Source organism: Brucella sp. NBRC 14130 (genome assembly GCF_040371715.1).
Taxonomy (GTDB): domain Bacteria; phylum Pseudomonadota; class Alphaproteobacteria; order Rhizobiales; family Rhizobiaceae; genus Brucella; species Brucella intermedia.
In genome coordinates this window covers 49,309-69,711 of sequence record NZ_BAABTE010000009.1, presented here as the reverse complement: position 1 = coordinate 69,711, position 20,403 = coordinate 49,309, and the positions used below count along the sequence as shown (strand labels likewise).

Here is a 20,403-nt window from a genome sequence, read left to right as displayed (position 1 = left end):
TCCACCACGTTGCGACGGTTTGAAAACACGACATGCTTTTTGCCAAGACCCCATCTGGCGGTTCGACGCCCATTGCCCGCAGGCTGCGATGCCTGTTTTTGTCGGGCGTGGCGCTGGCAATTTGTCATGGTTCTGCATTTGCCCAGGAAGCCTATCTGCGCGGAAGCGTTGCCGAGGACGTGCTTTCGGCCTCCTCGCCGGAGACACTGGCAAATCGCGGACTTGCCGCGCCGGGATATGATGACGGGTCTGGCGAGACGACCGACAACGACAGTTACACCCCGCCTGAAAACACCACGGCGGCTGACCCGGCCACTACAGTCCAAACCGCTCCGACGGTTCCCGTGCCGCAGGACCGCCAGCCCATTCCACCCGACAACATGCGTGCCGGCTCGGTCGATACCGAGGCAGGTGAGGAAACGGGCCGGACACAGCGCGAAAATCTGCGGCAGTTGCCCGAGCAAGGGCGCGGTTCTACACAGGACGCCGATCCGTTCGCACCGCTCGGCATTCGCACCGGTTCGTTTGTCCTGCGACCCTCGCTCGAACAGGGTATCCGGGCTACCACCAACGGCGACAATAGCGCTGCCGGTTCCAGCGCCGTTCTCAATGAAACAACATTGCGGCTCAATGCGCAGTCGGACTGGGCGCGCCATCAGGCAACGCTCGACGCATCGGGCACCTGGTCCAAGTCCATTTCGGGAGAAGACGTTTCCGAACCGCGCGTTGATATTCAGGGCAAGCTTCGGCTCGATCTCGGCGACCAGACGACGGTCAATACCGGTGCCGGTTATCAGTTGCGTCGTGAAAGCGCGTCCAGCCCGAATGGGGTGGTCGGCGCGCTGCAACGCCCGCTGGTTCATACCATCAATGGAAGTCTCGGCATCGAACGCGATATGGGTCTGCTCTTCGGCAGCGCTACCGGGCAGGTCGAGCACAATATCTATGGTGACGCCGAACTGTCGTCCGGCGGCACTGTCAGCCAGAAGGACCGCGACAACACCTATGCCAGCATTACGCTGCGCGGCGGCTTCAGCCTGTCGCCGGCGATCAAACCCTTCGCGGAAGTCGAATTGGGCAAGCGCATCTTCGACGAGAAGGTGGACAGCAACGGCTATGAGCGCAGCGGATCGCAATTCGCACTGCGCGGCGGCCTGATGCTCGACATGGGCGAAAAACTGAGCGGCGAGTTCGCTGCCGGATACATGCGCGCCAACAGCGATGATTCCCGTCTCGGCGACGTTAGCGGTCCGTCTGTCAATGCTGCGCTCAACTGGTCACCGCTGCGCGGAACCGATGTGCGCCTTTATGCCCAGAGTACGGTCGATACTTCCACCACGCCGGGTATTGCCGGGTCGCTCCTGCATTTCGCAAGCCTGGAGGTGACCCGCCGCATACGTTCCGACCTTAGCCTCAATGGCAGGCTCGACGCGAATATCCGGCAGAACAAGGACGGGACCGGCACCGACTACACCCTCGGCGCACAGATTGGTGCAACCTACTGGATCAACCGGTTCGTCGGACTGGATGCGCGCCTGCGTCACGAATTCCTGACGAGCCGCATCTCCGACCGCGAATATAGAGCCGACAGTGTCTATCTTGGCGTAAAAGTTCAGCGCTAGAAAAGAGAACGGCATCCCTTCCGGGATGCCGTGCTGTGGTGCGTTCAGGCGAGCCAGAACAGCAAACAGGCGATGCCGAATCCCAGAAGCCCGATAAGGGTTTCCAGAACCGTCCATGTTTTCAGCGTCGTCTTCACATCCATGTTGAAGAAACGTCCGACCAGCCAGAAACCGGAATCGTTGACGTGGGACAGCATGACAGAACCCGCAGCAAGGGAGATCACCATCGCTGCGGTTTCAAGTCCGTGATATCCGGCAGCCTGAACGGCAGGCTGAACAAGCCCGGCAGCAGTGATCAGCGCCACTGTTGCCGACCCTTGTGCTACACGTAAAATCGTTGCGAGCAGGAATCCCGCCACGATGACGGGCAATCCCGTATTCGCGAACGCAGTGGACAAGGCATCGCCAATGCCAGAAGCGCGCAGGACGCCGCCGAACATGCCGCCTGCTCCCGTGATCAGGATGATGGAGCAGACCGGGCCCAGCGCCGAATCGAGTATGCGTTCCACGCTGGCTGCATCTGTGCCGCGCCGTGGTCCCAGCACGTAGGAAGCCACCAGCACCGAAATCAGGAGAGCAACCGGCGTCGATCCAATCATTCGCGCCAGCTGATACCAGTTTGCATCGGCGTTGACCCAGCCTTGCGCGCGGGCGAAGTCGAGACCGGTATTGATGAAAATGAGGACCAGCGGCAGAAGAAGAAGCAATACGACCAGACTGGAACTCGGAGGGTTCGCCGCCTCTTCCACGTCCCTTCCGGCATCGAAATTGTCCGGGATGGGAAGATTGATCCGCTTGCCGATCCACGCACCGAAAAGGTGCCCGGCGATAAACCAGACCGGGATGACGACGACGATCCCGACGAGAATGAGAAGCCCCACGTCAGCGCCCAGAAGCTCGGATGCCGCTACCGGACCCGGATGCGGGGGCACGAAAACATGCATCACCGAAAAGGCTGCGGCAACCGGGATACCATAAAGCAGCAGGCTTCCCTTGAGGCGCCGCCCGACCGTGAAGACCACCGGGAGCATCACGACCAGCCCCGCGTCGAAAAAGATCGGAAAGCCGAAAATCAGCGATGCGATGCCAAGCGCCATGGGTGCGCGTTCTTCGCCGAATCGCCGGATGAGGTCATCGGCGAGCGCCTGCGCGCCGCCCGATATTTCAAGCAAACGGCCCAGCATCGCTCCAAGGCCGACCAGAAGCGCCACCCCGCCAAGGGTAGATCCGAAGGCCGATGTGATGGTGGTCAGGATGTTGCCCGCCGGGATGCCGGTCGCGAGCGCCGTTAAAAGGCTGACGATCACAAGCGCCACGAAAGCATGAACGCGAAACCGGATGATGAGCAAAAGCAATAAGAGGACAGCGCCAACCGCTATCGAGATGAGCGCACCCGCACCCATCGTCTGCTGGAATTCCTGCATGCTTTATTCCTTATGTGGGGAGGAGCCCGTTTATCATTGCGCCCAAAAGGTGTTTCACACTTTTTGGGATGCATACTAGGCAAAATACCTACTATCGTCGTCCGGAAAAGCAAATTTCACGAAATAGTGCTCAAATCACAAAAAAACGCCCCCTTTTCAGGGGGCGCGACCAGAGTCCAGACCGGATTTAATCAGGCTGGCTTGATTGTAGTCAGCAGATGGCCGATCGAGCCTTCCACCGAGGGGCGAATATCGTTGCGCCACAAGGCGAAAGCGACATTGGCTTCAATGAAGCCGGCCTTGGAGCCGCAGTCGAAGGTGAGGCCCTGATAATTGAAGCCGAAAAATTTCTGGGCGTCAGCGAGCTTCAGCATCGCATCGGTCAGCTGGATTTCATTGCCGGCACCTTTTTCCTGCTTGCTCAGAAGCTCGAAGATTTCCGGCTGCAGGATGTAGCGGCCATTGATGTAGAGATTGGATGGCGCTGTGCCCTTGGCTGGTTTTTCGACCATCTGCGTGATTTCGAAACCGCTGCCGATGGTTTCGCCCTTGCCCACGATGCCGTATTTATGCGCCTCTTCCGGATCGCATTCCTGCACGGCTACGACATTGCCGCCAGTCTTTTCGTAAAGCTCGACCATTTCCTTCAGGCAGCCCTTCTTGGACTGCATGACCATATCCGGCAACAGCAATGCAAACGGCTCGTCGCCAACGAGTTCGCGCGCGCACCAGACCGCATGGCCAAGGCCGAGCGGCACCTGCTGGCGCGTGAAGCTGGTCGTTCCCGGCTGCGGCTGGATATCCTGGAGATGCTCCAGTTCCGCCGTCTTGCCGCGCTCGGCGAGCGTGGAATAAAGCTCCACCTGCGCATCGAAATAGTCTTCGATAACTGCTTTGTTGCGTCCGGTGACGAAAATCAGATGTTCGATACCAGCTTCGCGCGCCTCATCGACTACATACTGGATGACGGGCTTGTCAACGACCGTCAGCATTTCTTTCGGGATCGATTTGGTGGCGGGTAGGAAACGGGTGCCAAGACCTGCGACAGGGAACACGGCCTTGCGAATTTTTCGGATCGAACTCATTCCTCTCCTCGATTTCACTATTTCAGATTTGCTATCAAAGCATTGAAACGACTGAATTTCAAATAAGGCCTTTTCATTAAAGAACGACGAAATTGCGGGACCGATCCCATCACATTCAATGACCCGCCCTTAATGTTGCTTGATTCAAAAATTTTTCGAAACTTCGGGCAAATTCTTACCTGAAGCGGCGATGGTAAACCAATTGCTAACCGACAGGTTCTAATTTGAACGTTCAACGGTTCGACCAGGAATTTTCCGCTGGCTCAAATTCAACACAGGATGGTATTAATTGATTAATGCAATCCGGAGCGAGCAGAATCCAGGTCGAAGGGAAACGCGCCGGTATCGGCTAAATTTGATTGCAGAAGGGAAACACAGAATGCTGCGATTTCCATTCACGGTGAGCCCGTCAATGAAGCTGAAAGCTGCAACGGTTGCGATAGCTGCGCTCGCCTCAACTCTTACGACCGGTTCTGCACTGGCTGATGCGCAATTTCGCCAATGGGTCGCGAGCTTCCGTCCTGTCGCCATAAAGGCAGGTGTTTCGCCTTCCACGTTCGACCGCGCATTTCGCGGCGTGGATGCGCCGGACCCGGTGGTGCTGCAGAAGGCGCGCTATCAGCCTGAATTTACCGAGCCTGTCTGGAACTACATCGATAATCGCGTGAACGAGCAGTCGGTCTCCGTTGGCCAGAGCATGGCCCGCAAATGGGGTCCGTGGCTCCAGCGCATCGAGCAGCGTTTCTCGGTTGACCGCAATATCCTGCTTGCGATCTGGTCGATGGAAAGTAATTACGGCGAAATCCTCAAGCGCGACGACGTCATGCGGGATGCAGTGCGTTCGCTGGCAACGCTTGCCTATGCGGACCAGCGCCGCGCCAAGTACGGCCGCACGCAGCTCATTGCCGCAATGAAGATTCTCCAGACCGGGGATATCGACCGCGGCCATCTTTCCGGCTCGTGGGCCGGTGCGCTCGGCCACACGCAATTCATCCCGACCAGCTATCAGGCTTATGCCGTCGACGTGGACGGAAATGGCAAGCGTGACATCTGGAACTCGGTTCCCGATGCGCTTGGTACGGCTGCGAACCTGCTGCATCGCAATGGCTGGCAGCCCGGCCGCACCTGGGGCTACGAAGTCGCCCTGCCGCAGGGACGCAAGTTCCCCAACGGCTCGCTCTCGATTGCCGAGTGGCAGCAGATCGGCATTGTCCGGGCCAACGGACGCCCGTTCCCCGATCCGAATGAAAAGGCGACACTGAAAGTACCCGATGGCCGTCAGGGGCCAGCCTTCCTAATGACGAAGAACTTCTTCGTGTTGAAGCGCTATAACAACGCCGACAAATATGCGCTGGCCGTGGGCCTGCTCGCGGACCGTATCGGCGGCTATCAGGGGCTTCGGCAGGACTGGAACCGCCCGTTCACGCCCATTTCCATGAATGAGCGGCTGGAATTGCAGACCCATCTGAAGGCGCTCGGTTATTATGACGGCAATATCGACGGCAAGATCGGCTCCACCTCCCGGGCCGCCATCGAAGCCTTCCAGCAGCGGAATGGACTTCAGCCGGATGGCCATCCGAGCAAGGAAGTTCTGTCGGTCCTGCGCCGCCGTTAAACTGGCGAATTGATCAAATGGGCGCGCTTCAACAGAAGTGCGCCCATTTTGTTTTTCAACATCGTCGAGCTAATATACAGGCATGAAGGCGAGACGAATGCACGAAAATCGAAAGTTGCGGAAGCTGATGAAAGCTGCTGGCATGGTGCTCGCACTGGCAGCGCTGCTGTTTTCAGCCGTCGCCACGGCCTCTGCGCAGGAGCGCCCGCGCACGCTTTTCGATCTGTTGTTCGGCCCCCGGCAAGCGCAACCGCAGCGGCAATATCAGCAGCCCGCTCCCCAGCGTGCACGGCCTAAGCCGAAACGACCCAAGGCGGCGTCGCCCGCATCACGCCCGACACCGCCGCCAGTGGCGAGCCCCGCTGTCGAATTCGTGGACAAGAAGCCGGATGCCAGGAAGATTCTGGTTGTCGGAGATTTCATTGGCAATGGTCTTGCGGAAGGGCTCGACCTTGCCTTCGCTTCTGACCCCGATCTCAAGGTCGTATCGCGCATAAACGGCTCTTCCGGCTTTGTCCGCAATGACCATTTCGACTGGCCAGACAATATCGGCAAGATACTGGATGAGGAGAAGCCTGCTGCCCTTGTCGTGATGATCGGCTCCAATGACAGGCAGGCAATGACAGAGAAGGGCGTGAGCCTGCCGCCCCGGTCACCGGAATGGAATGAAGAATACCAGAAGCGCGTCGCGGCTTTCATCAAGGCGATCGGTGACCGGCACGTCCCGTTCGCCTGGATCGGCCAGCCGCCTTTCCGCCCGAAGGGCATGTCGCAGGACATGCTGGCGCTCAACGAAATCCACCGCACCGCCACCGAGAAGGCGGGAGGCAAATTCGCCGATGTCTGGGATGGTTTTGTCGATGAAGAAGGCAATTTTACCCAGACTGGCTTCGATATCAACGGCCAGACCGCACGCCTGCGCGGCAATGACGGCATCAACATCACTTCGGCAGGCAAGCGCAAGCTTGCTTTCTATGCCGAAAAACCGCTTCGCGCCTATCTCGGCGGGGCGAAGGAAGAGGATCAGCCCCTGCCCGCGGCGGGCGCCCACGATCCGTCTAAACCGGTTGATCGCGTAGCGCCGGTCAGCATTCGCGATATCGACAAGGATGAAAGCGGAGTCCTGCTGGGCGGCAGCCTCGCAGCGCGCCCGCAAGCCGCACGCCTCCCCCGAAATGACGGCAAGCCGTCCCCCGGTCGGGCAGATGATTTTTCCTGGCCGCAGAAGAGCGCAAATCCCTAATTTCTGCACCCATATCAGTATGATTGAACTATCACCTAACTGATAGCCAGCGGCTTCCTCTACCCAATATGATTCTAATTGCTACATTCCGCGCTGTTTCCAGAAGCGTCTGCATCGTCTATCAGGAGGCACCGTCGGCCTGAAAAGGCTCAAGGGAGGGCGCAATCACTCGCATGAGCGGGGAATTGTTCTTGGCGTCCATCAGAAAACAAGAGGCGTTTGAATGAATATTGCATCAAAGCCTTCTGTCGATCCACATCGGGAGGAGGAACCCCATCTTGCACGCAATCTGTCCAACAGGCACCTTCAGCTGATTGCCATTGGCGGGGCCATCGGCACCGGCCTTTTCATGGGCTCGGGCAAGACCATTTCGCTGGCAGGCCCTTCGATCCTGCTCGTCTACGCGGTGATCGGCTTCATGCTGTTCTTCGTCATGCGCGCACTGGGCGAAATCCTGCTGTCCAATCTCGAATATCGCTCCTTCGCGGATTTCGCTGGCGATTATCTGGGGCCTTGGGCGCAGTTCTTCACCGGCTGGACCTATTGGCTTTGCTGGATTGTGACCGGCGTGGCCGATGTTGTCGCCGTTTCGGGCTATGTCTCGTTCTGGTTCCCGGAACTGGCGCTCTGGATACCGGCCCTCGGCCTGATTTTTACGCTTCTGGCGCTCAACCTGCCAACGGTGCGCAATTTCGGTGAAATCGAATTCTGGTTCGCTCTCATCAAGATCGTTGCCATTGTCGGCCTGATTATTGCCGGCGTCTACATGCTCTCGACCGGCTTCACCCTGCCGAACGGCAGCCAAGCATCGGTCGCGCATCTTTGGAACCATGGCGGGTTCTTCCCCAATGGTTTCCTAGGCTTTGTCGCCGGTTTCCAGATCGCGGTCTTTGCTTTCGTCGGCATCGAACTGGTCGGCACCGCCGCTGCGGAAACCAAGGACCCCGTGCGCAATCTGCCCAAGGCGATCAACTCCATTCCGATCCGCGTGGTGCTGTTCTATCTCGGCGCGCTCTTCGTCATCATCACCGTCATTCCCTGGGATCAGGTTGACCCGAGTTCAAGCCCGTTCGTCGCCATGTTCTCGCTCGCTGGTCTCGGCATCGCCGCCCATGTCGTGAATTTCGTCGTGCTGACCTCGGCAACGTCGAGCGCGAATTCCGGCATCTATTCGACGTCGCGCATGATCTACGGTCTCGCCACGTCCAAACTCGCGCCAAAGGCGTTCGGCAAGCTGAACAAGCGAAAAGTACCGGTCAACGCTCTGTTCTTCTCGTGCATTTTCCTGCTCGCAGGCGTGGTGCTGCTTTATGCTGGCCAGAGCATCATTGAAGCCTTCACCATCGTCACGACGATTTCGGCGTTGCTCTTCATCTTCATCTGGTCGGTCATTCTGGCGTCTTATCTTCAATATCGCCGCAAGCGCCCGGACCTGCATGAAAAGTCTACATTCAAGATGCCCGGTGGACGCGCAGCCGTTGTGATGGTTTTTGCCTTCTTCGCCTTCATTCTCTGGGCATTGGCACAAAAGCCGGATACTGCGGCAGCACTGAAAATCACGCCAGTGTGGTTCGTGCTTCTCGCCGTCGCTTATCTGGTGATGAAGTCACGGCGCAGCCAAAGCTGACCGGCTAGAGCGGTTCCTGTTCTAACAGAATCGCCGGAACCGCTCTAACTATTTGTTTTATCGCATTATCCAACGCATCGAAGCGGGATAAGAAATCGGTCCAATGAACTGATTTCCCCGCGTAGACGTTTCACACTTTTGCTGGAAATGCTCCAAGATACGAAAAAGCCCGGAGGAGACCCCGGGTTTTTTATTTTCAGTGCGCTCTTTAAAGCTGATGAGATTGCGGCGCTGGCGAGCCGAAAATGGTGGAGTTTGAGAACCGGAGCGGAGTGTACTTAAAGGTACATGAGCACCGGAAGCGCAAAACAACGCCATTTGCAGGCCGCCAGAGGCGGAATATCGCAGCTTTAACGCGGTAAGACCGAACTCCCCATCAGATCGGCATCGATGGCGTGCGCTGCCTGACGGCCTTCGCGGATGGCCCAGACGACGAGCGACTGGCCACGGCGCACATCGCCCGCCGCATAGAGCTTGTCGACATTGGTGCGGTAATCCCGCTCATTGGCCTTGACCGACTTTGAACCACGGCGGTCGGTGGCAATTTCGAGCTTGTCGCCCAGTTCCTTGACCACGCTGTTTTCTGCCGGGCCGGCAAAGCCGATAGCGATGAAGGCGAGGTCGGCCTTGATGAAGAACTCAGAGCCGGCAATGGGTTTGCGCTTTTCATCGACCTGACAGCACTTCACATGGGTAAGACGACCGTCTTCGCCGATGAATTCCAAGGTCGCCACCTGAAACTCGCGCGATGCGCCTTCCGCCTGGCTGGAGGACGTGCGCATCTTGGTCGCCCAATAGGGCCAGACGCTGAGCTTGTCTTCCTTTTCCGGCGGTTGCGGGCGAATGTCGAGCTGGGTGACGTTGACCGCGCCCTGACGAAACGCGGTGCCCACGCAATCCGAAGCCGTATCGCCGCCGCCGACCACTACGACGTGCTTGCCGCCAGCCAGAATTGGAGCCGAAGCCCAGGCGACGGATTCGATATTTTCGCGGCCCACCCGGCGGTTCTGCTGCACCAGATAAGGCATGGCATCATGCACGCCTTCCAGATCAGCCCCCGGAATGCCCGCCGGACGCGGCGTTTCCGATCCACCCGAATAAAGCACGGCATCATAGGTATCGAGGAGGCCGCGCAGCGGCTTATCCACGCCGATATTCACGCCGCACAGGAAGCGGACGCCCTCGCCTTCCATCTGTGCGATGCGGCGGTCGATCAGGTGCTTTTCCATCTTGAAATCGGGAATGCCGTAGCGCAGCAGGCCACCGGGACGGCTTTCGCGCTCATAGACGTCGACCATGTGACCGGCGCGGGCCAGCTGCTGCGCGGCCGCGAGACCCGCCGGGCCGGAACCGATGATGGCGACCGACTTGCCGGTCTTGTTGGCGGCGGGCTGCGGCACGATATAGCCCAACTCATATGCCTTGTCGCCGAGCGCCTGTTCGACCGTCTTGATCGCAACCGGCGTATCTTCAAGGTTCAGCGTGCAGGCTTCCTCGCAGGGCGCAGGACAGACGCGACCCGTGAATTCCGGGAAATTATTGGTCAAATGCAGGTTGCGGATCGCCTGATCCCAGTTGTTGTTATAGACGAGGTCGTTCCAATCCGGGATCTGGTTGTGCACCGGGCAGCCCGTCGGCCCATGGCAGAACGGAATGCCGCAATCCATGCAGCGTGCCGCCTGCTTCTGCACTTCACCATCCGTCATTGGAATGGTGAACTCGCGGAAGTGACGGATACGATCCGACGCTGGCTGGTACTTTGCCACCTGCCGGTCGATTTCAAGAAAACCAGTTACCTTACCCATATTATTCTCCTCTCGCTGTGCGAGGCTCGCCGTGCCGTGCGCCATCCCAGGCGCACAAGCACTGCGTTTTGACGATAGCACTTACTCAGCCGCGACACCGATCCGCATACGCTCCATCTCTTCCAGAGCGCGGCGGTATTCAACCGGCATGACCTTCACGAATTTCGGGCGATAGCTCTCCCAATTGTCGAGAATGTCCTTCGCCCGCGTCGAGCCGGTGTAATGCAGGTGATTGGCGATCAGCTGCACGAGACGTTCCTCGTCATGATGGGTCATGTTGGCGGAAACGTCCACACGGCCCTTATGCATGAGGTCGCCGCCATGGTGATGCAGCTTTTCGAGGATGTCGTCCTCTTCCGGCACAGGCTCGAGTTCAACCATCGCCATGTTGCAACGCTGGGCGAAATCGCCTTCCTCGTCGAGCACATAGGCGACACCGCCTGACATGCCCGCCGCGAAGTTGCGGCCGGTCTGCCCGATGACCACGACAACGCCGCCGGTCATATACTCGCAGCCATGGTCGCCCACACCTTCGACAACCGTCACCGCGCCAGAGTTTCGCACGGCAAAACGCTCGCCTGCCACGCCACGGAAATAGCACTCACCTTCAAGCGCACCATAGAGCACCGTATTGCCGACGATGATGGAATCTTCGGCAACGATACGCGTGTCTTCCGGCGGACGGATGACGATGCGACCGCCCGAAAGACCCTTGCCGACATAATCATTGCCGTCGCCGATCAGCTCGAACGAGATGCCGCGCGCCAAAAACGCGCCGAAGGACTGGCCAGCCGTACCGCGAAGCGTAACGGCGATGGTGTCTTCCGGCAGACCCTTGTGGCGGAAGCGTTTTGCCACCTCGCCGGAAAGCATAGCACCGGCAGAACGGTCAACATTCTTGATCTCCACGTCGATCTTCACCGGCTGGCGGTCTTCCAACGCTGGCATGGCCTCGGCAATCAGCTTACGATCGAGAACATCTTCAATCGGATGATGCTGACGCTCGGTCCAGTAGATCTCGTGCTTTTCGGCCTCAGGCTTGTAGAAGATGCGGCTGAAATCCAGCCCCTTGGCTTTCCAATGATCGATCATGGCCTGCTTTTCGAGCAGCTCCGTTTCGCCGATAATCTGTTCCAGCCTGGTGAAGCCCATTTCGGCCAAAAGCGCCCGCACCTCTTCCGCCAGATAGAAGAAGAAGTTGATGACATGTTCCGGCGTACCCTTGAAGCGCTTGCGCAGAACCGGATCCTGCGTGGCCACGCCCACCGGACAGGTGTTCAGATGGCACTTGCGCATCATGATGCAGCCAGCCGCAATCAGCGGTGCGGTCGAGAAACCGAACTCGTCGGCACCGAGCAGCGCGCCGATGATGACGTCGCGACCGGTACGCAAGCCGCCATCCACCTGCAATGCCACGCGGGAGCGAAGCCCGTTCAGCACCAGCGTCTGGTGGGTTTCGGCAAGGCCGATTTCCCAAGGGGAACCAGCATGTTTGAGCGAAGTGAGCGGCGAGGCACCCGTGCCGCCATCATATCCCGACACGGTGATATGGTCGGCGCGCGCCTTGGCGACGCCCGCGGCAACAGTTCCGACGCCTACTTCCGACACCAGCTTGACCGAAATATCAGCAGCCGGATTGACGTTCTTCAGGTCGTAGATCAGCTGCGCCAGATCTTCGATGGAGTAGATGTCGTGGTGCGGCGGCGGCGAAATGAGGCCGACACCCGGCGTCGAATGTCGGGTCTTGGCAATGGTCGCGTCGACCTTGTGACCCGGCAACTGACCGCCCTCACCGGGCTTGGCGCCCTGTGCGACCTTGATCTGGATCAGGTCGGAATTGACCAGATATTCCGTGGTCACACCGAAACGGCCCGATGCCACCTGCTTGATTGCGGAGCGTTCGGGGTTCGGCGTGCCGTCAGGCAGCGGATAGAAACGATCCGGCTCCTCACCGCCCTCACCCGTGTTCGACTTGCCGCCAATGGCATTCATCGCTCGGGCAAGTGTGGTATGCGCTTCCCGCGAGATGGAACCGAACGACATCGCGCCGGTGGAGAAGCGCTTGACGATTTCCGCCGCCGGTTCAACCTCATCGATGGAAACCGGCTTCAGACCGCGTTCTTCGGCGAAGCGGATATTGAACAGGCCGCGAATGGTCTTCGCCTGCGCCGACTTGGAGTCAAGCATGGAGGTATATTCGGTGAAGGTCTCCGGATTGGAGGTACGCACCGCATGCTGTAACCTTGCCACCGCATCCGGCGACCACAAATGCGCTTCGCCGCGCATGCGGTATGCATATTCACCGCCCACTTCCAGCGCGGTCAGCAGAACCGGATCATTGCCGAAGGCGTCGCGGTGGCGGCGTACGGTTTCTTCCGCGATTTCATCGAGGCCGACGCCTTCGATGCTCGTTGCCGTGCCGAAGAAGAATTTATCGACAAAGCTCGACTGCAAGCCCACCGCATCGAAAATCTGCGCGCCGCAATAGGACTGGTAGGTCGAGATGCCCATCTTGGACATGACCTTGAGCATGCCCTTGCCGATGGACTTGATGTAGCGCTTGACCACTTCATCTTCGTCCACCTCCGGCGGAAACTCGCGACGGCGGTGCATGTCCAGCAGCGTGTCGAAGGCGAGATAAGGATTGATCGCCTCCGCGCCATAACCGGCAAGACAGCAGAAATGATGGATTTCGCGCGGCTCGCCCGATTCAACCACAAGGCCGACCGAGGTACGCAGGCCCTTGCGGATCAGGTGATGGTGCACGGCTGCCGTTGCCAGAAGGGCGGGGATCGGAATGCGGTCCGGCCCGACCTGACGATCCGACAGGATGACGATGTTATAGCCGCCGTGGACGGCTGCTTCCGCGCGGTCGCAAAGGCGTTCGATTGCGCCATGCATGCCCGCAGCACCTTCGCCGACATTATAGGTGATGTCGAGCGTCTTGGTGTCGAAACGGTCTTCCGTGTGGCCGATGGAGCGGATTTTTTCCAGATCGCCATTGGTCAGGATCGGCTGGCGCACTTCCAGACGCTTGCGGCGCGACGTGCCGACAAGGTCGAAGATGTTGGGGCGCGGGCCGATGAAGGAGACCAGGCTCATCACCAGTTCTTCGCGGATCGGATCGATCGGCGGGTTGGTGACCTGCGCGAAGTTCTGCTTGAAATAGGTGTAGAGCAGCTTCGACTTGTCGGACATGGCCGAGATAGGCGTGTCCGTGCCCATCGAACCGATGGCTTCCTGACCGGTCGTGGCCATGGGAGCCATCAGTATCCGCGTGTCTTCCTGCGTGTAGCCGAAGCTCTGCTGGCGGTCGAGAAGGCTTACATCCTTGCGCAGCGCACGCGGTTCGACCGGGTTCAGCTCTTCCAGAATGAGCTGCGTATTGGCGAGCCACTGCTTGTAAGGATGCTTCTGCGCGATCTGCGACTTGATTTCCTCATCCGAGACGATGCGGCCTTCTTCCATATCGATGAGCAGCATACGGCCCGGCTGGAGACGCCACTTCTTGACGACCTTCTTTTCCTCGACCGGCAGCACGCCTGCCTCCGAAGCCAGAATGACGAAATCGTCGTCGGTGACGATATAGCGTGCGGGACGCAGGCCATTGCGGTCGAGCGTCGCGCCGATCTGGCGACCATCGGTGAAGGCAACGGCGGCGGGTCCGTCCCACGGCTCCATCAGTGCTGCGTGATATTCGTAGAATGCGCGACGCTCATCCGACATCAGCTTGTTGCCGGACCACGCTTCCGGGATCAGCATCATCATCGCATGGGCAAGGCTGTAGCCGCCCTGATGCAGGAATTCGAGCGCATTGTCGAAGCAGGCCGTATCCGACTGGCCTTCGTAGGAAATCGGCCACAGCTTGGAAATGTCGTTGCCGAACAGTTCCGAGTCGACCGAAGCCTGACGCGCCGCCATCCAGTTGACGTTGCCGCGCAGCGTGTTGATCTCGCCGTTATGCGCAACCATGCGGTATGGATGCGCCAGACGCCAGGATGGAAAAGTGTTGGTGGAGAAGCGCTGGTGCACCAGCGCCACCGCGCTTTCAAAACGGGGGTCCTTCAGATCCTGATAATAGGCGCCGACCTGATAGGCCAGGAACATGCCCTTGTAGACGACCGTGCGGGCCGACATGGACACGACATAGAAGCCCTTATCGTCGCCGTCGTTTTCCTGATAGATGCGGTTGGAAATGACCTTGCGCAGAACGAACAGGCGGCGCTCGAAATCGTCATCCGTCTCCAGCATCGGATTGCGTCCGATGAAGACCTGAACGTGAAAAGGTTCGGTTGCGGCAATGTCAGGCGCCTTGGAGAGCGATGAGTTGTCGACCGGAACCTCGCGGAAGCCGATGAAGGTCTGGCCTTCGGCAGCGATTACTTCCTTGACGATCTCTTCAATATGGGCGCGCAGTTGCGCATCGCGCGGCATGAACAGATAGCCCACGCCGTAGTGACCCGGCTGCGGCAGATCGATGCCCTGACGCGCCATTTCCTCGCGGAAGAAGCGATCTGGAATCTGCACCAGAATGCCAGCGCCATCGCCCATCAGCGGATCGGCACCGACCGCACCGCGATGGGTGAGGTTTTCCAGCATCTGGAGGCCGCTTTCCACGACCTGATGCGACTTCTTGCCCTTCATATGCGCAATGAAACCAACGCCGCACGCATCATGTTCATTGCGCGGATCATAAAGTCCTTGCGCTGCGGGCAAACCCGCCGCTTTCGTTTTTCGCGTCGTTCGGTTGGGAGCGGTCGTCGCAGCTTTGACCGTTCCGTTCTGTACGTTGTGAGAAACCACAGTCGATACAGATGGCGTCAAATGCGTCATCGTCATTCCCTCCGTTTGGCCCTCATCATGAGGTGCGCGATCAGTATATACCGAGATGGTGTGACAACCATCCCGCCGTTGCTTTGCATATAAAGGAAGCCTTATCGACAAGGCGTTGGACGAGGTTCCGGACGAGCGGCAAAGCCGATGCGAGGAACGATGTTTAGCGCCTTATTCTCATCAGGCTTGGACAGACGACACCCAGCCCGCCGGAACGGCGCACTCGAATTCCTCCTGTCGCGGTCGGGGCGCCTGTTACCGCCAGGCGATCTGCCTGCGGGTTCCGGCGCCTCTTTCTGAAACTTTCGGAGAGCGTTGCGTCGCTTCCGTTCGCATCAGCTTCTAATTGGACAGCATTGCTGTCCTAATTACGTATGACAGAATTCAAATTGCCTCACAAGATGGAAACGCAATTTTTCTCGGCAACTTCCGTAATAAAATATCAAAAGCGGTGATTTTGTGGGCTTTAAATTGCGTTTGGCGGCCAATGCGTCAGTTTGGTCTCACGCCGTTTTCGTCTTTGATGCCTAAAAAATAGGCAGCGTGGCGGCATTTTTATCACAAGCAGCCCCAACCGCTTTTGCAGAAGGTTGCGCGCTAACGGATACGCTCGAGCGCAGGAACCCAGTGAAATCGGCGCGTCGTGCTTTCCGAAAAGTGATTCCGATTCTCCAAACGATGCTGTAGACAGCCATAGACACGAGGGCTGGCGACAGCCTGATTGAACGCATCCGGAGGAACACGTGCATTTTGCGTCAGACAACTGGGCAGGTGCCCATCCGAAAATCGCCGAGAGCCTTTCATTGCATGCTGCGGGTTTTGCGGCAGCCTATGGCGCAAGTGAAATCGACAAGCGCGTCGAGCAACGGTTCAACGAACTGTTCGAGCGTGAAGTTGCCGTATTCTTTGTCGGAACCGGGACCGCCGCCAACTCGCTGGCGCTTGCCAGCGTCAACCGGCCCGGGGGTGTTTCGCTGGTACACCGCGAGGCGCATGTGATCGAGGATGAATGCGGCGCGCCGGAATATTTCACCGGCGGGGCCCGTCTGCATCCGATTGACGGCGCACATGGCCGCATCGACCCCGAGCTTCTCAAGCGCGAACTGAAGCGGTTCAATCCGGCCTTCGTTCACGCCGGGCAGCCCATGGCTGTCAGCATCACGCAGGCGACCGAAGTCGGCACACTCTACCAGCCCGAGCATATCGCCGCCATCTCCAAGATCTGCCGCGATGCAGGCCTGCCGCTGCACATGGACGGTGCACGCTTTGCCAATGCACTCGTTTCCCTGGACATGACGCCTGCCGAAATGACCTGGAAACAGGGTGTAGACATTGTTTCCTTCGGCGGCACGAAAAACGGTTGCTGGTGCGCCGAAGCTCTGGTCTTCATGGACCCTGCACGCGCCAGGGACCTGCCGTTCATCCGCAAGCGCGCAGCGCAGCTCTTTTCCAAGACCCGTTTCGTGGCCGCCCAATTCGATGCTTATCTGCAAGACAATCTCTGGCTGGAACTGGCGCGTCATTCAAACGCGCTCGCAACGCGCCTTGCCGGCCATATCAATGCGTCGAGCCAGATGCGCCTTGCCTGGAAACCGGAAGCCAACGAGGTGTTCGCCATCATGAAACAGTCGGTCTATGACCGCCTGCGCAATGCCGGAGCGATTTTCTACGACTGGAACCCGCCGCATTCGGAAGTAAACCGCATCAGCGACGGCGAGATTTTCGCCCGTTTCGTCACGAGCTTCGCCAATACGGAAGAAGACGTGGACCGCTTCGCCGAATTGATTGCCTGACGCCTTTCAATAAGCATGGAAACTAAAAAAGGCGGCGCTTTGAGCGCCGCCTTCTTCGTACTTTGCAGGGAATGCTTTAATGCGCGGTTTTCGCCTCGATCTGCTGGGCGCTTTCCGAGCCAGCCTTGGTGACTTCGATCTTGCGCGGCTTCATCTGCTCCGGGATTTCGCGCTTGAGATCAATGTGCAGGAGGCCATTCTTGAGGCTCGCACCGGCGACTTCCACGAAGTCGGCAAGCTGGAAACGGCGCTCGAAAGCACGTGAAGCAATACCGCGATAGAGAACTTCACCGATATCGGAAGCATTCTCGTCGGCCTTCTGACCCTTCACGGTCAACTGGTTGCGATGTGCTTCGATTTCGAGTTCGCTTTCGGAAAAGCCCGCAACCGCCATGGTGATGCGATAGGTGTTTTCACCCGTGCGCTCGATATTATACGGCGGATAGGACTGGTTACCTTCCGGCGAAGCGAGCGTATCAAGCATGGTGAAAAGGCGATCGAAACCGACCGTGGAACGATAAAGCGGGGAAAAATCTACGTGACGCATGTATTAGCCCTCCTTTAGAGCGACAAGATGCTTGTTCAGCATGATCTTTTCCAAACAGCGCCGGGGCTTGTCCGGGATCATGCAGGGCGGCGAAATTCCCTTATGGCGAATTCCTTGTTGCCGGCGGCCCCTTCCAGGCGACCGCAAAACTCATTTGGGAACGGTTCTTTTTCATTTCAAGACCAGTAGCGCGCGAAGATTCATGAAACACGGGCTGTCACGCTGCGTAATAACTCCTGATCGATAGGGGGCTACATTCTTGAGGATTCGCCGCACAATGAACCCAAAATGAACATCATCTTTGGCGAGCGTTCAGCCGCTTGGGGCTAATGTCCCACCATGCCTGCTGCAAAGCGGGTTCATCAAAGGATCACGGTTATGAAAAAAGCTGTTCTTGCTTTTGCCGCACTTGCCACCGTCGCGACCGGTTTTGCGACGCCCACACTCGCAGCCGACAGCGGCCTGCGCGTTCAGGTTCAGTATTACGATGATGACGGCTATCGCCCGCCGCGTCCTTATCCGGGTCCCCGTCCCGGTTGGGATGGTGGCCCGGACCGCCGCCCGGGCTGGGGCGATGACTACGGTCGCCGCGACATCATGAGCCCGCGCCGTATCGCGCGCTCGCTGGAACGCCGCGGCTATGATGTCGGCGATATGCGCCTTAATCGCGACACTTATTTCGTCCGCGCCACACGGCCAAATGGCCGTCGTGTCATCGTTATGGTCGACGCCTATTCAGGCCGCATCGTCGGCGAACGTCGTCCGGGCGGTTACTGATCTCTCTTCATGTTTCTGAACACATCGGCTGGCGTAACGTCCCTTGCACCGGCTGTTCTTTGAACCGGAAGTTCGCTCTCGAACTTCCGGTTACTTTTTGTCATCAATTGCTCCATTATGCTGGCAGCGCATATCCCAACCGAACAGAAAGGCTCGCAATCGGATGTCGGAACTGCTTTTCGAAACCGATGCGAACCCCGTCCCGCATGGGATAAGAGCCGGACTGCTTGAAGCACATGGGGGCAGGACGTTGCGCTATGCCATCCTGAAAGCCGAGACAAGGCCGATGCGGGGAACGGTGGTCCTGCTGCAGGGGCGCAACGAGTTCATTGAAAAATACTTTGAAACCATGGCCGACCTGAGTGCTCGCGGTTTCACGGTCCTGACTTTCGACTGGCGCGGACAAGGCGGCTCGACCCGACTGCTGAAGGATCGCCAGCGTGGCTATGTCCGCAGTTTCGATGACTATTCCGACGATCTCGATCTAATCTTGAGCCAGATCGCTTTGCCTGACTGTCCGCCGCCCTTCTACGTCCTCGGTCACTCCGCAGGCGCGCTCGTGGCGCTCGCTTCAATGGGCAGGCTGACATCCCGTGTCAGCCGCATGGTGCTCTGTGCGCCCTTCATGGGGCTCGATGGTCAAAAACTCAGCGACGACAACGTACGCCGCATCGCCTCCGCCTTTCGATGGCTCGGCCTCGGGCGGGTTTATGCCTCCGGCGGACGCAGGCTTGCTTCCCGCCCCTTTGCAGGCAATCCGCTGACCAGCGACCCGGAGCGCTTCATGCGGAATATGGAAATTCCACGTCTTCACCCCGACCTTGCGCTTGGCGGTCCCACAGCCCGCTGGCTCTGGAGCGCGCTCGAAACATCGCGGCGGATCAACCAGCCGGATTTCTACGAAGGACCAACGGTGCCGGTTCTTATCGTCGCCGCCGGCGCGGATCGTGTGGTTTCCACGCCGGTGATCGAACGTTTTGTGGCGCGAACGCGCAATGTCTCACTGACGACGATTGCCGGCGCACGTCATGAAATGCTGCAGGAAGCCGATTTTTATCGGGAGCAGCTCTGGGCTGCCTTCGATGCCTTCATTCCCGGATCGTCGGAAGTCGAGACCATGCCGGAGACCATTGAATCCGTAGCCTCCGGTATTTAGCTAGCTGTTGAGCAGATCGAGCGCTGCCCTGTGCAGTTCGGGAGAAGCGGCGGCGACAATGTCACCGCCCTTTTCCGCCGGGCCACCATCGCGTTGCGTCACCACACCGCCCGCCTGTTCAATCAGCGGGATGAGGGCAACGATGTCATAGGGCTGCAAACCGGCCTCGACCACAATATCGGCAAAGCCGCTTGCCAGCATGGCGAAGGCATAACAATCGACCCCGTAACGCGACAGACGGACAGCATTTTCCAGCCGGTCGAAACCTCTGCGGTTGTCTCCCTTGAAGAGAGCAGGCGTCGTCGTGAACATCGTCGCATCGGCCAGGGCGGCGTTCTTGCGCACCGACAAACGGCGCGGCACATCTTCACCGCTGTGGCGGGCGAGATAGGCCCCATTGCCGTCGCTGTAGAAAAGTTCGCCGGTAAACGGCTGCGACATCATTCCCGCCCTGGCATCGCCGTCGACGGTGAGGCCCAGAAGCGTGCCCCACACCGGCAGGCCGGAAATGAAGGCGCGGGTTCCATCGATGGGATCGATAACCCAGACATGGCTGCGGTCGATATTCTCTGGTCCGTATTCCTCACCCAGAATGCCATGGTCGGGAAAAGCCTCGCCAATCACCGCCCGAATCGCACGCTCCGCCGCGCGGTCTGCTTCGGTCACCGGATCGAAACCAACGCTATATTTGTTGTCTATTTCCGTCAGCTGACGAAAACGCGGAAGCGTTTCAGCAGCCGCAGCAGCAGCCACTTCGGAAAAAAATGCCTTGTCGATCAGCAACCTCGAACTCCTGTTTCCAATGCATGGCGCGCGCTTGTGCAAACCTTGCTAATTTTGCCTATATAATGAGCATGACAAAATCAGCTCAAAAAA

The 20,403-nt window shown here is 58.5% G+C and carries 13 protein-coding genes; 7 read left to right on the top strand and 6 right to left on the bottom strand.

Annotated elements, in window-relative coordinates; all coding sequences use genetic code 11:
• The first annotated feature begins 32 nt into the window (after positions 1-32).
• On the top strand, positions 33-1,622 hold the full coding sequence (locus ABWW28_RS18520) for an outer membrane beta-barrel protein (protein WP_113342352.1): 1,590 nt from the start codon (positions 33-35) through the stop codon (positions 1,620-1,622).
• A gap of 44 nt (positions 1,623-1,666) precedes the next feature.
• Here ABWW28_RS18520 and ABWW28_RS18515 read toward each other — a convergent pair whose 3' ends face one another.
• Positions 1,667-3,046 carry a GntP family permease gene (locus tag ABWW28_RS18515; protein WP_025091787.1) on the bottom strand — a complete coding sequence of 460 codons (1,380 nt, stop codon included), beginning with the start codon at positions 3,044-3,046 and terminating at the stop codon, positions 1,667-1,669.
• Positions 3,047-3,237: 191 nt separating this feature from the next.
• Positions 3,238-4,131 (bottom strand): UTP--glucose-1-phosphate uridylyltransferase GalU, encoded by an 894-nt coding sequence (gene galU, locus ABWW28_RS18510; RefSeq protein ID WP_113342353.1) that lies wholly within the window; start codon positions 4,129-4,131, stop codon positions 3,238-3,240.
• Between the two features lie 379 nt (positions 4,132-4,510).
• Between galU and ABWW28_RS18505 the strand changes: the two genes are divergently transcribed.
• From ABWW28_RS18505 to ABWW28_RS18495, 3 genes are all read left to right on the top strand, one after another.
• On the top strand, positions 4,511-5,746 hold the full coding sequence (locus tag ABWW28_RS18505; RefSeq protein WP_006473356.1) for a lytic murein transglycosylase: 1,236 nt from the start codon (positions 4,511-4,513) through the stop codon (positions 5,744-5,746).
• A 97-nt stretch (positions 5,747-5,843) separates the two neighbouring features.
• Positions 5,844-6,989, top strand: coding sequence for an SGNH/GDSL hydrolase family protein (locus ABWW28_RS18500; protein WP_113342354.1), 1,146 nt, complete (start codon positions 5,844-5,846; stop codon positions 6,987-6,989).
• Positions 6,990-7,212: 223 nt separating this feature from the next.
• A complete protein-coding gene (locus tag ABWW28_RS18495) occupies positions 7,213-8,616 on the top strand; it encodes an amino acid permease (protein ID WP_006473358.1) in 1,404 nt (467 codons plus the stop codon).
• A gap of 350 nt (positions 8,617-8,966) precedes the next feature.
• On the opposite strand, the gene ABWW28_RS18490 is transcribed toward ABWW28_RS18495, so the two are convergent.
• Entirely contained in the window at positions 8,967-10,421 is a 1,455-nt protein-coding gene (locus ABWW28_RS18490; protein ID WP_022570088.1) for a glutamate synthase subunit beta, read from the bottom strand.
• A gap of 81 nt (positions 10,422-10,502) precedes the next feature.
• Positions 10,503-15,254 (bottom strand): glutamate synthase large subunit, encoded by a 4,752-nt coding sequence (gene gltB / locus ABWW28_RS18485; RefSeq protein WP_006473192.1) that lies wholly within the window; start codon positions 15,252-15,254, stop codon positions 10,503-10,505.
• Positions 15,255-15,997: 743 nt separating this feature from the next.
• On the opposite strand from gltB, the gene ABWW28_RS18480 reads away from it, so the two are divergent.
• Positions 15,998-17,047: a threonine aldolase family protein gene (locus tag ABWW28_RS18480; RefSeq protein WP_006469488.1), complete on the top strand. Its 1,050-nt coding sequence runs from the start codon at positions 15,998-16,000 to the stop codon at positions 17,045-17,047.
• A 76-nt stretch (positions 17,048-17,123) separates the two neighbouring features.
• Here ABWW28_RS18480 and ABWW28_RS18475 read toward each other — a convergent pair whose 3' ends face one another.
• Positions 17,124-17,594, bottom strand: a complete 471-nt coding sequence (locus ABWW28_RS18475; RefSeq protein ID WP_006469490.1) for an Hsp20 family protein — start codon at positions 17,592-17,594, stop codon at positions 17,124-17,126.
• A 378-nt stretch (positions 17,595-17,972) separates the two neighbouring features.
• Here ABWW28_RS18475 and ABWW28_RS18470 point away from each other — a divergent pair, with 378 nt between their 5' ends.
• Together ABWW28_RS18470 and ABWW28_RS18465 are read left to right on the top strand one after the other, a co-directional pair.
• Complete coding sequence (locus ABWW28_RS18470) at positions 17,973-18,371, top strand: hypothetical protein (protein WP_006473193.1); 399 nt, start codon at positions 17,973-17,975, stop codon at positions 18,369-18,371.
• A 163-nt stretch (positions 18,372-18,534) separates the two neighbouring features.
• A complete protein-coding gene (locus tag ABWW28_RS18465) occupies positions 18,535-19,527 on the top strand; it encodes an alpha/beta fold hydrolase (RefSeq protein ID WP_176588262.1) in 993 nt (330 codons plus the stop codon).
• On the opposite strand, the gene hisN is transcribed toward ABWW28_RS18465, so the two are convergent.
• Positions 19,528-20,310: a histidinol-phosphatase gene (hisN, locus tag ABWW28_RS18460; RefSeq protein WP_006473195.1), complete on the bottom strand. Its 783-nt coding sequence runs from the start codon at positions 20,308-20,310 to the stop codon at positions 19,528-19,530. It abuts the gene before it with no gap.
• Positions 20,311-20,403 lie beyond the last annotated feature (93 nt).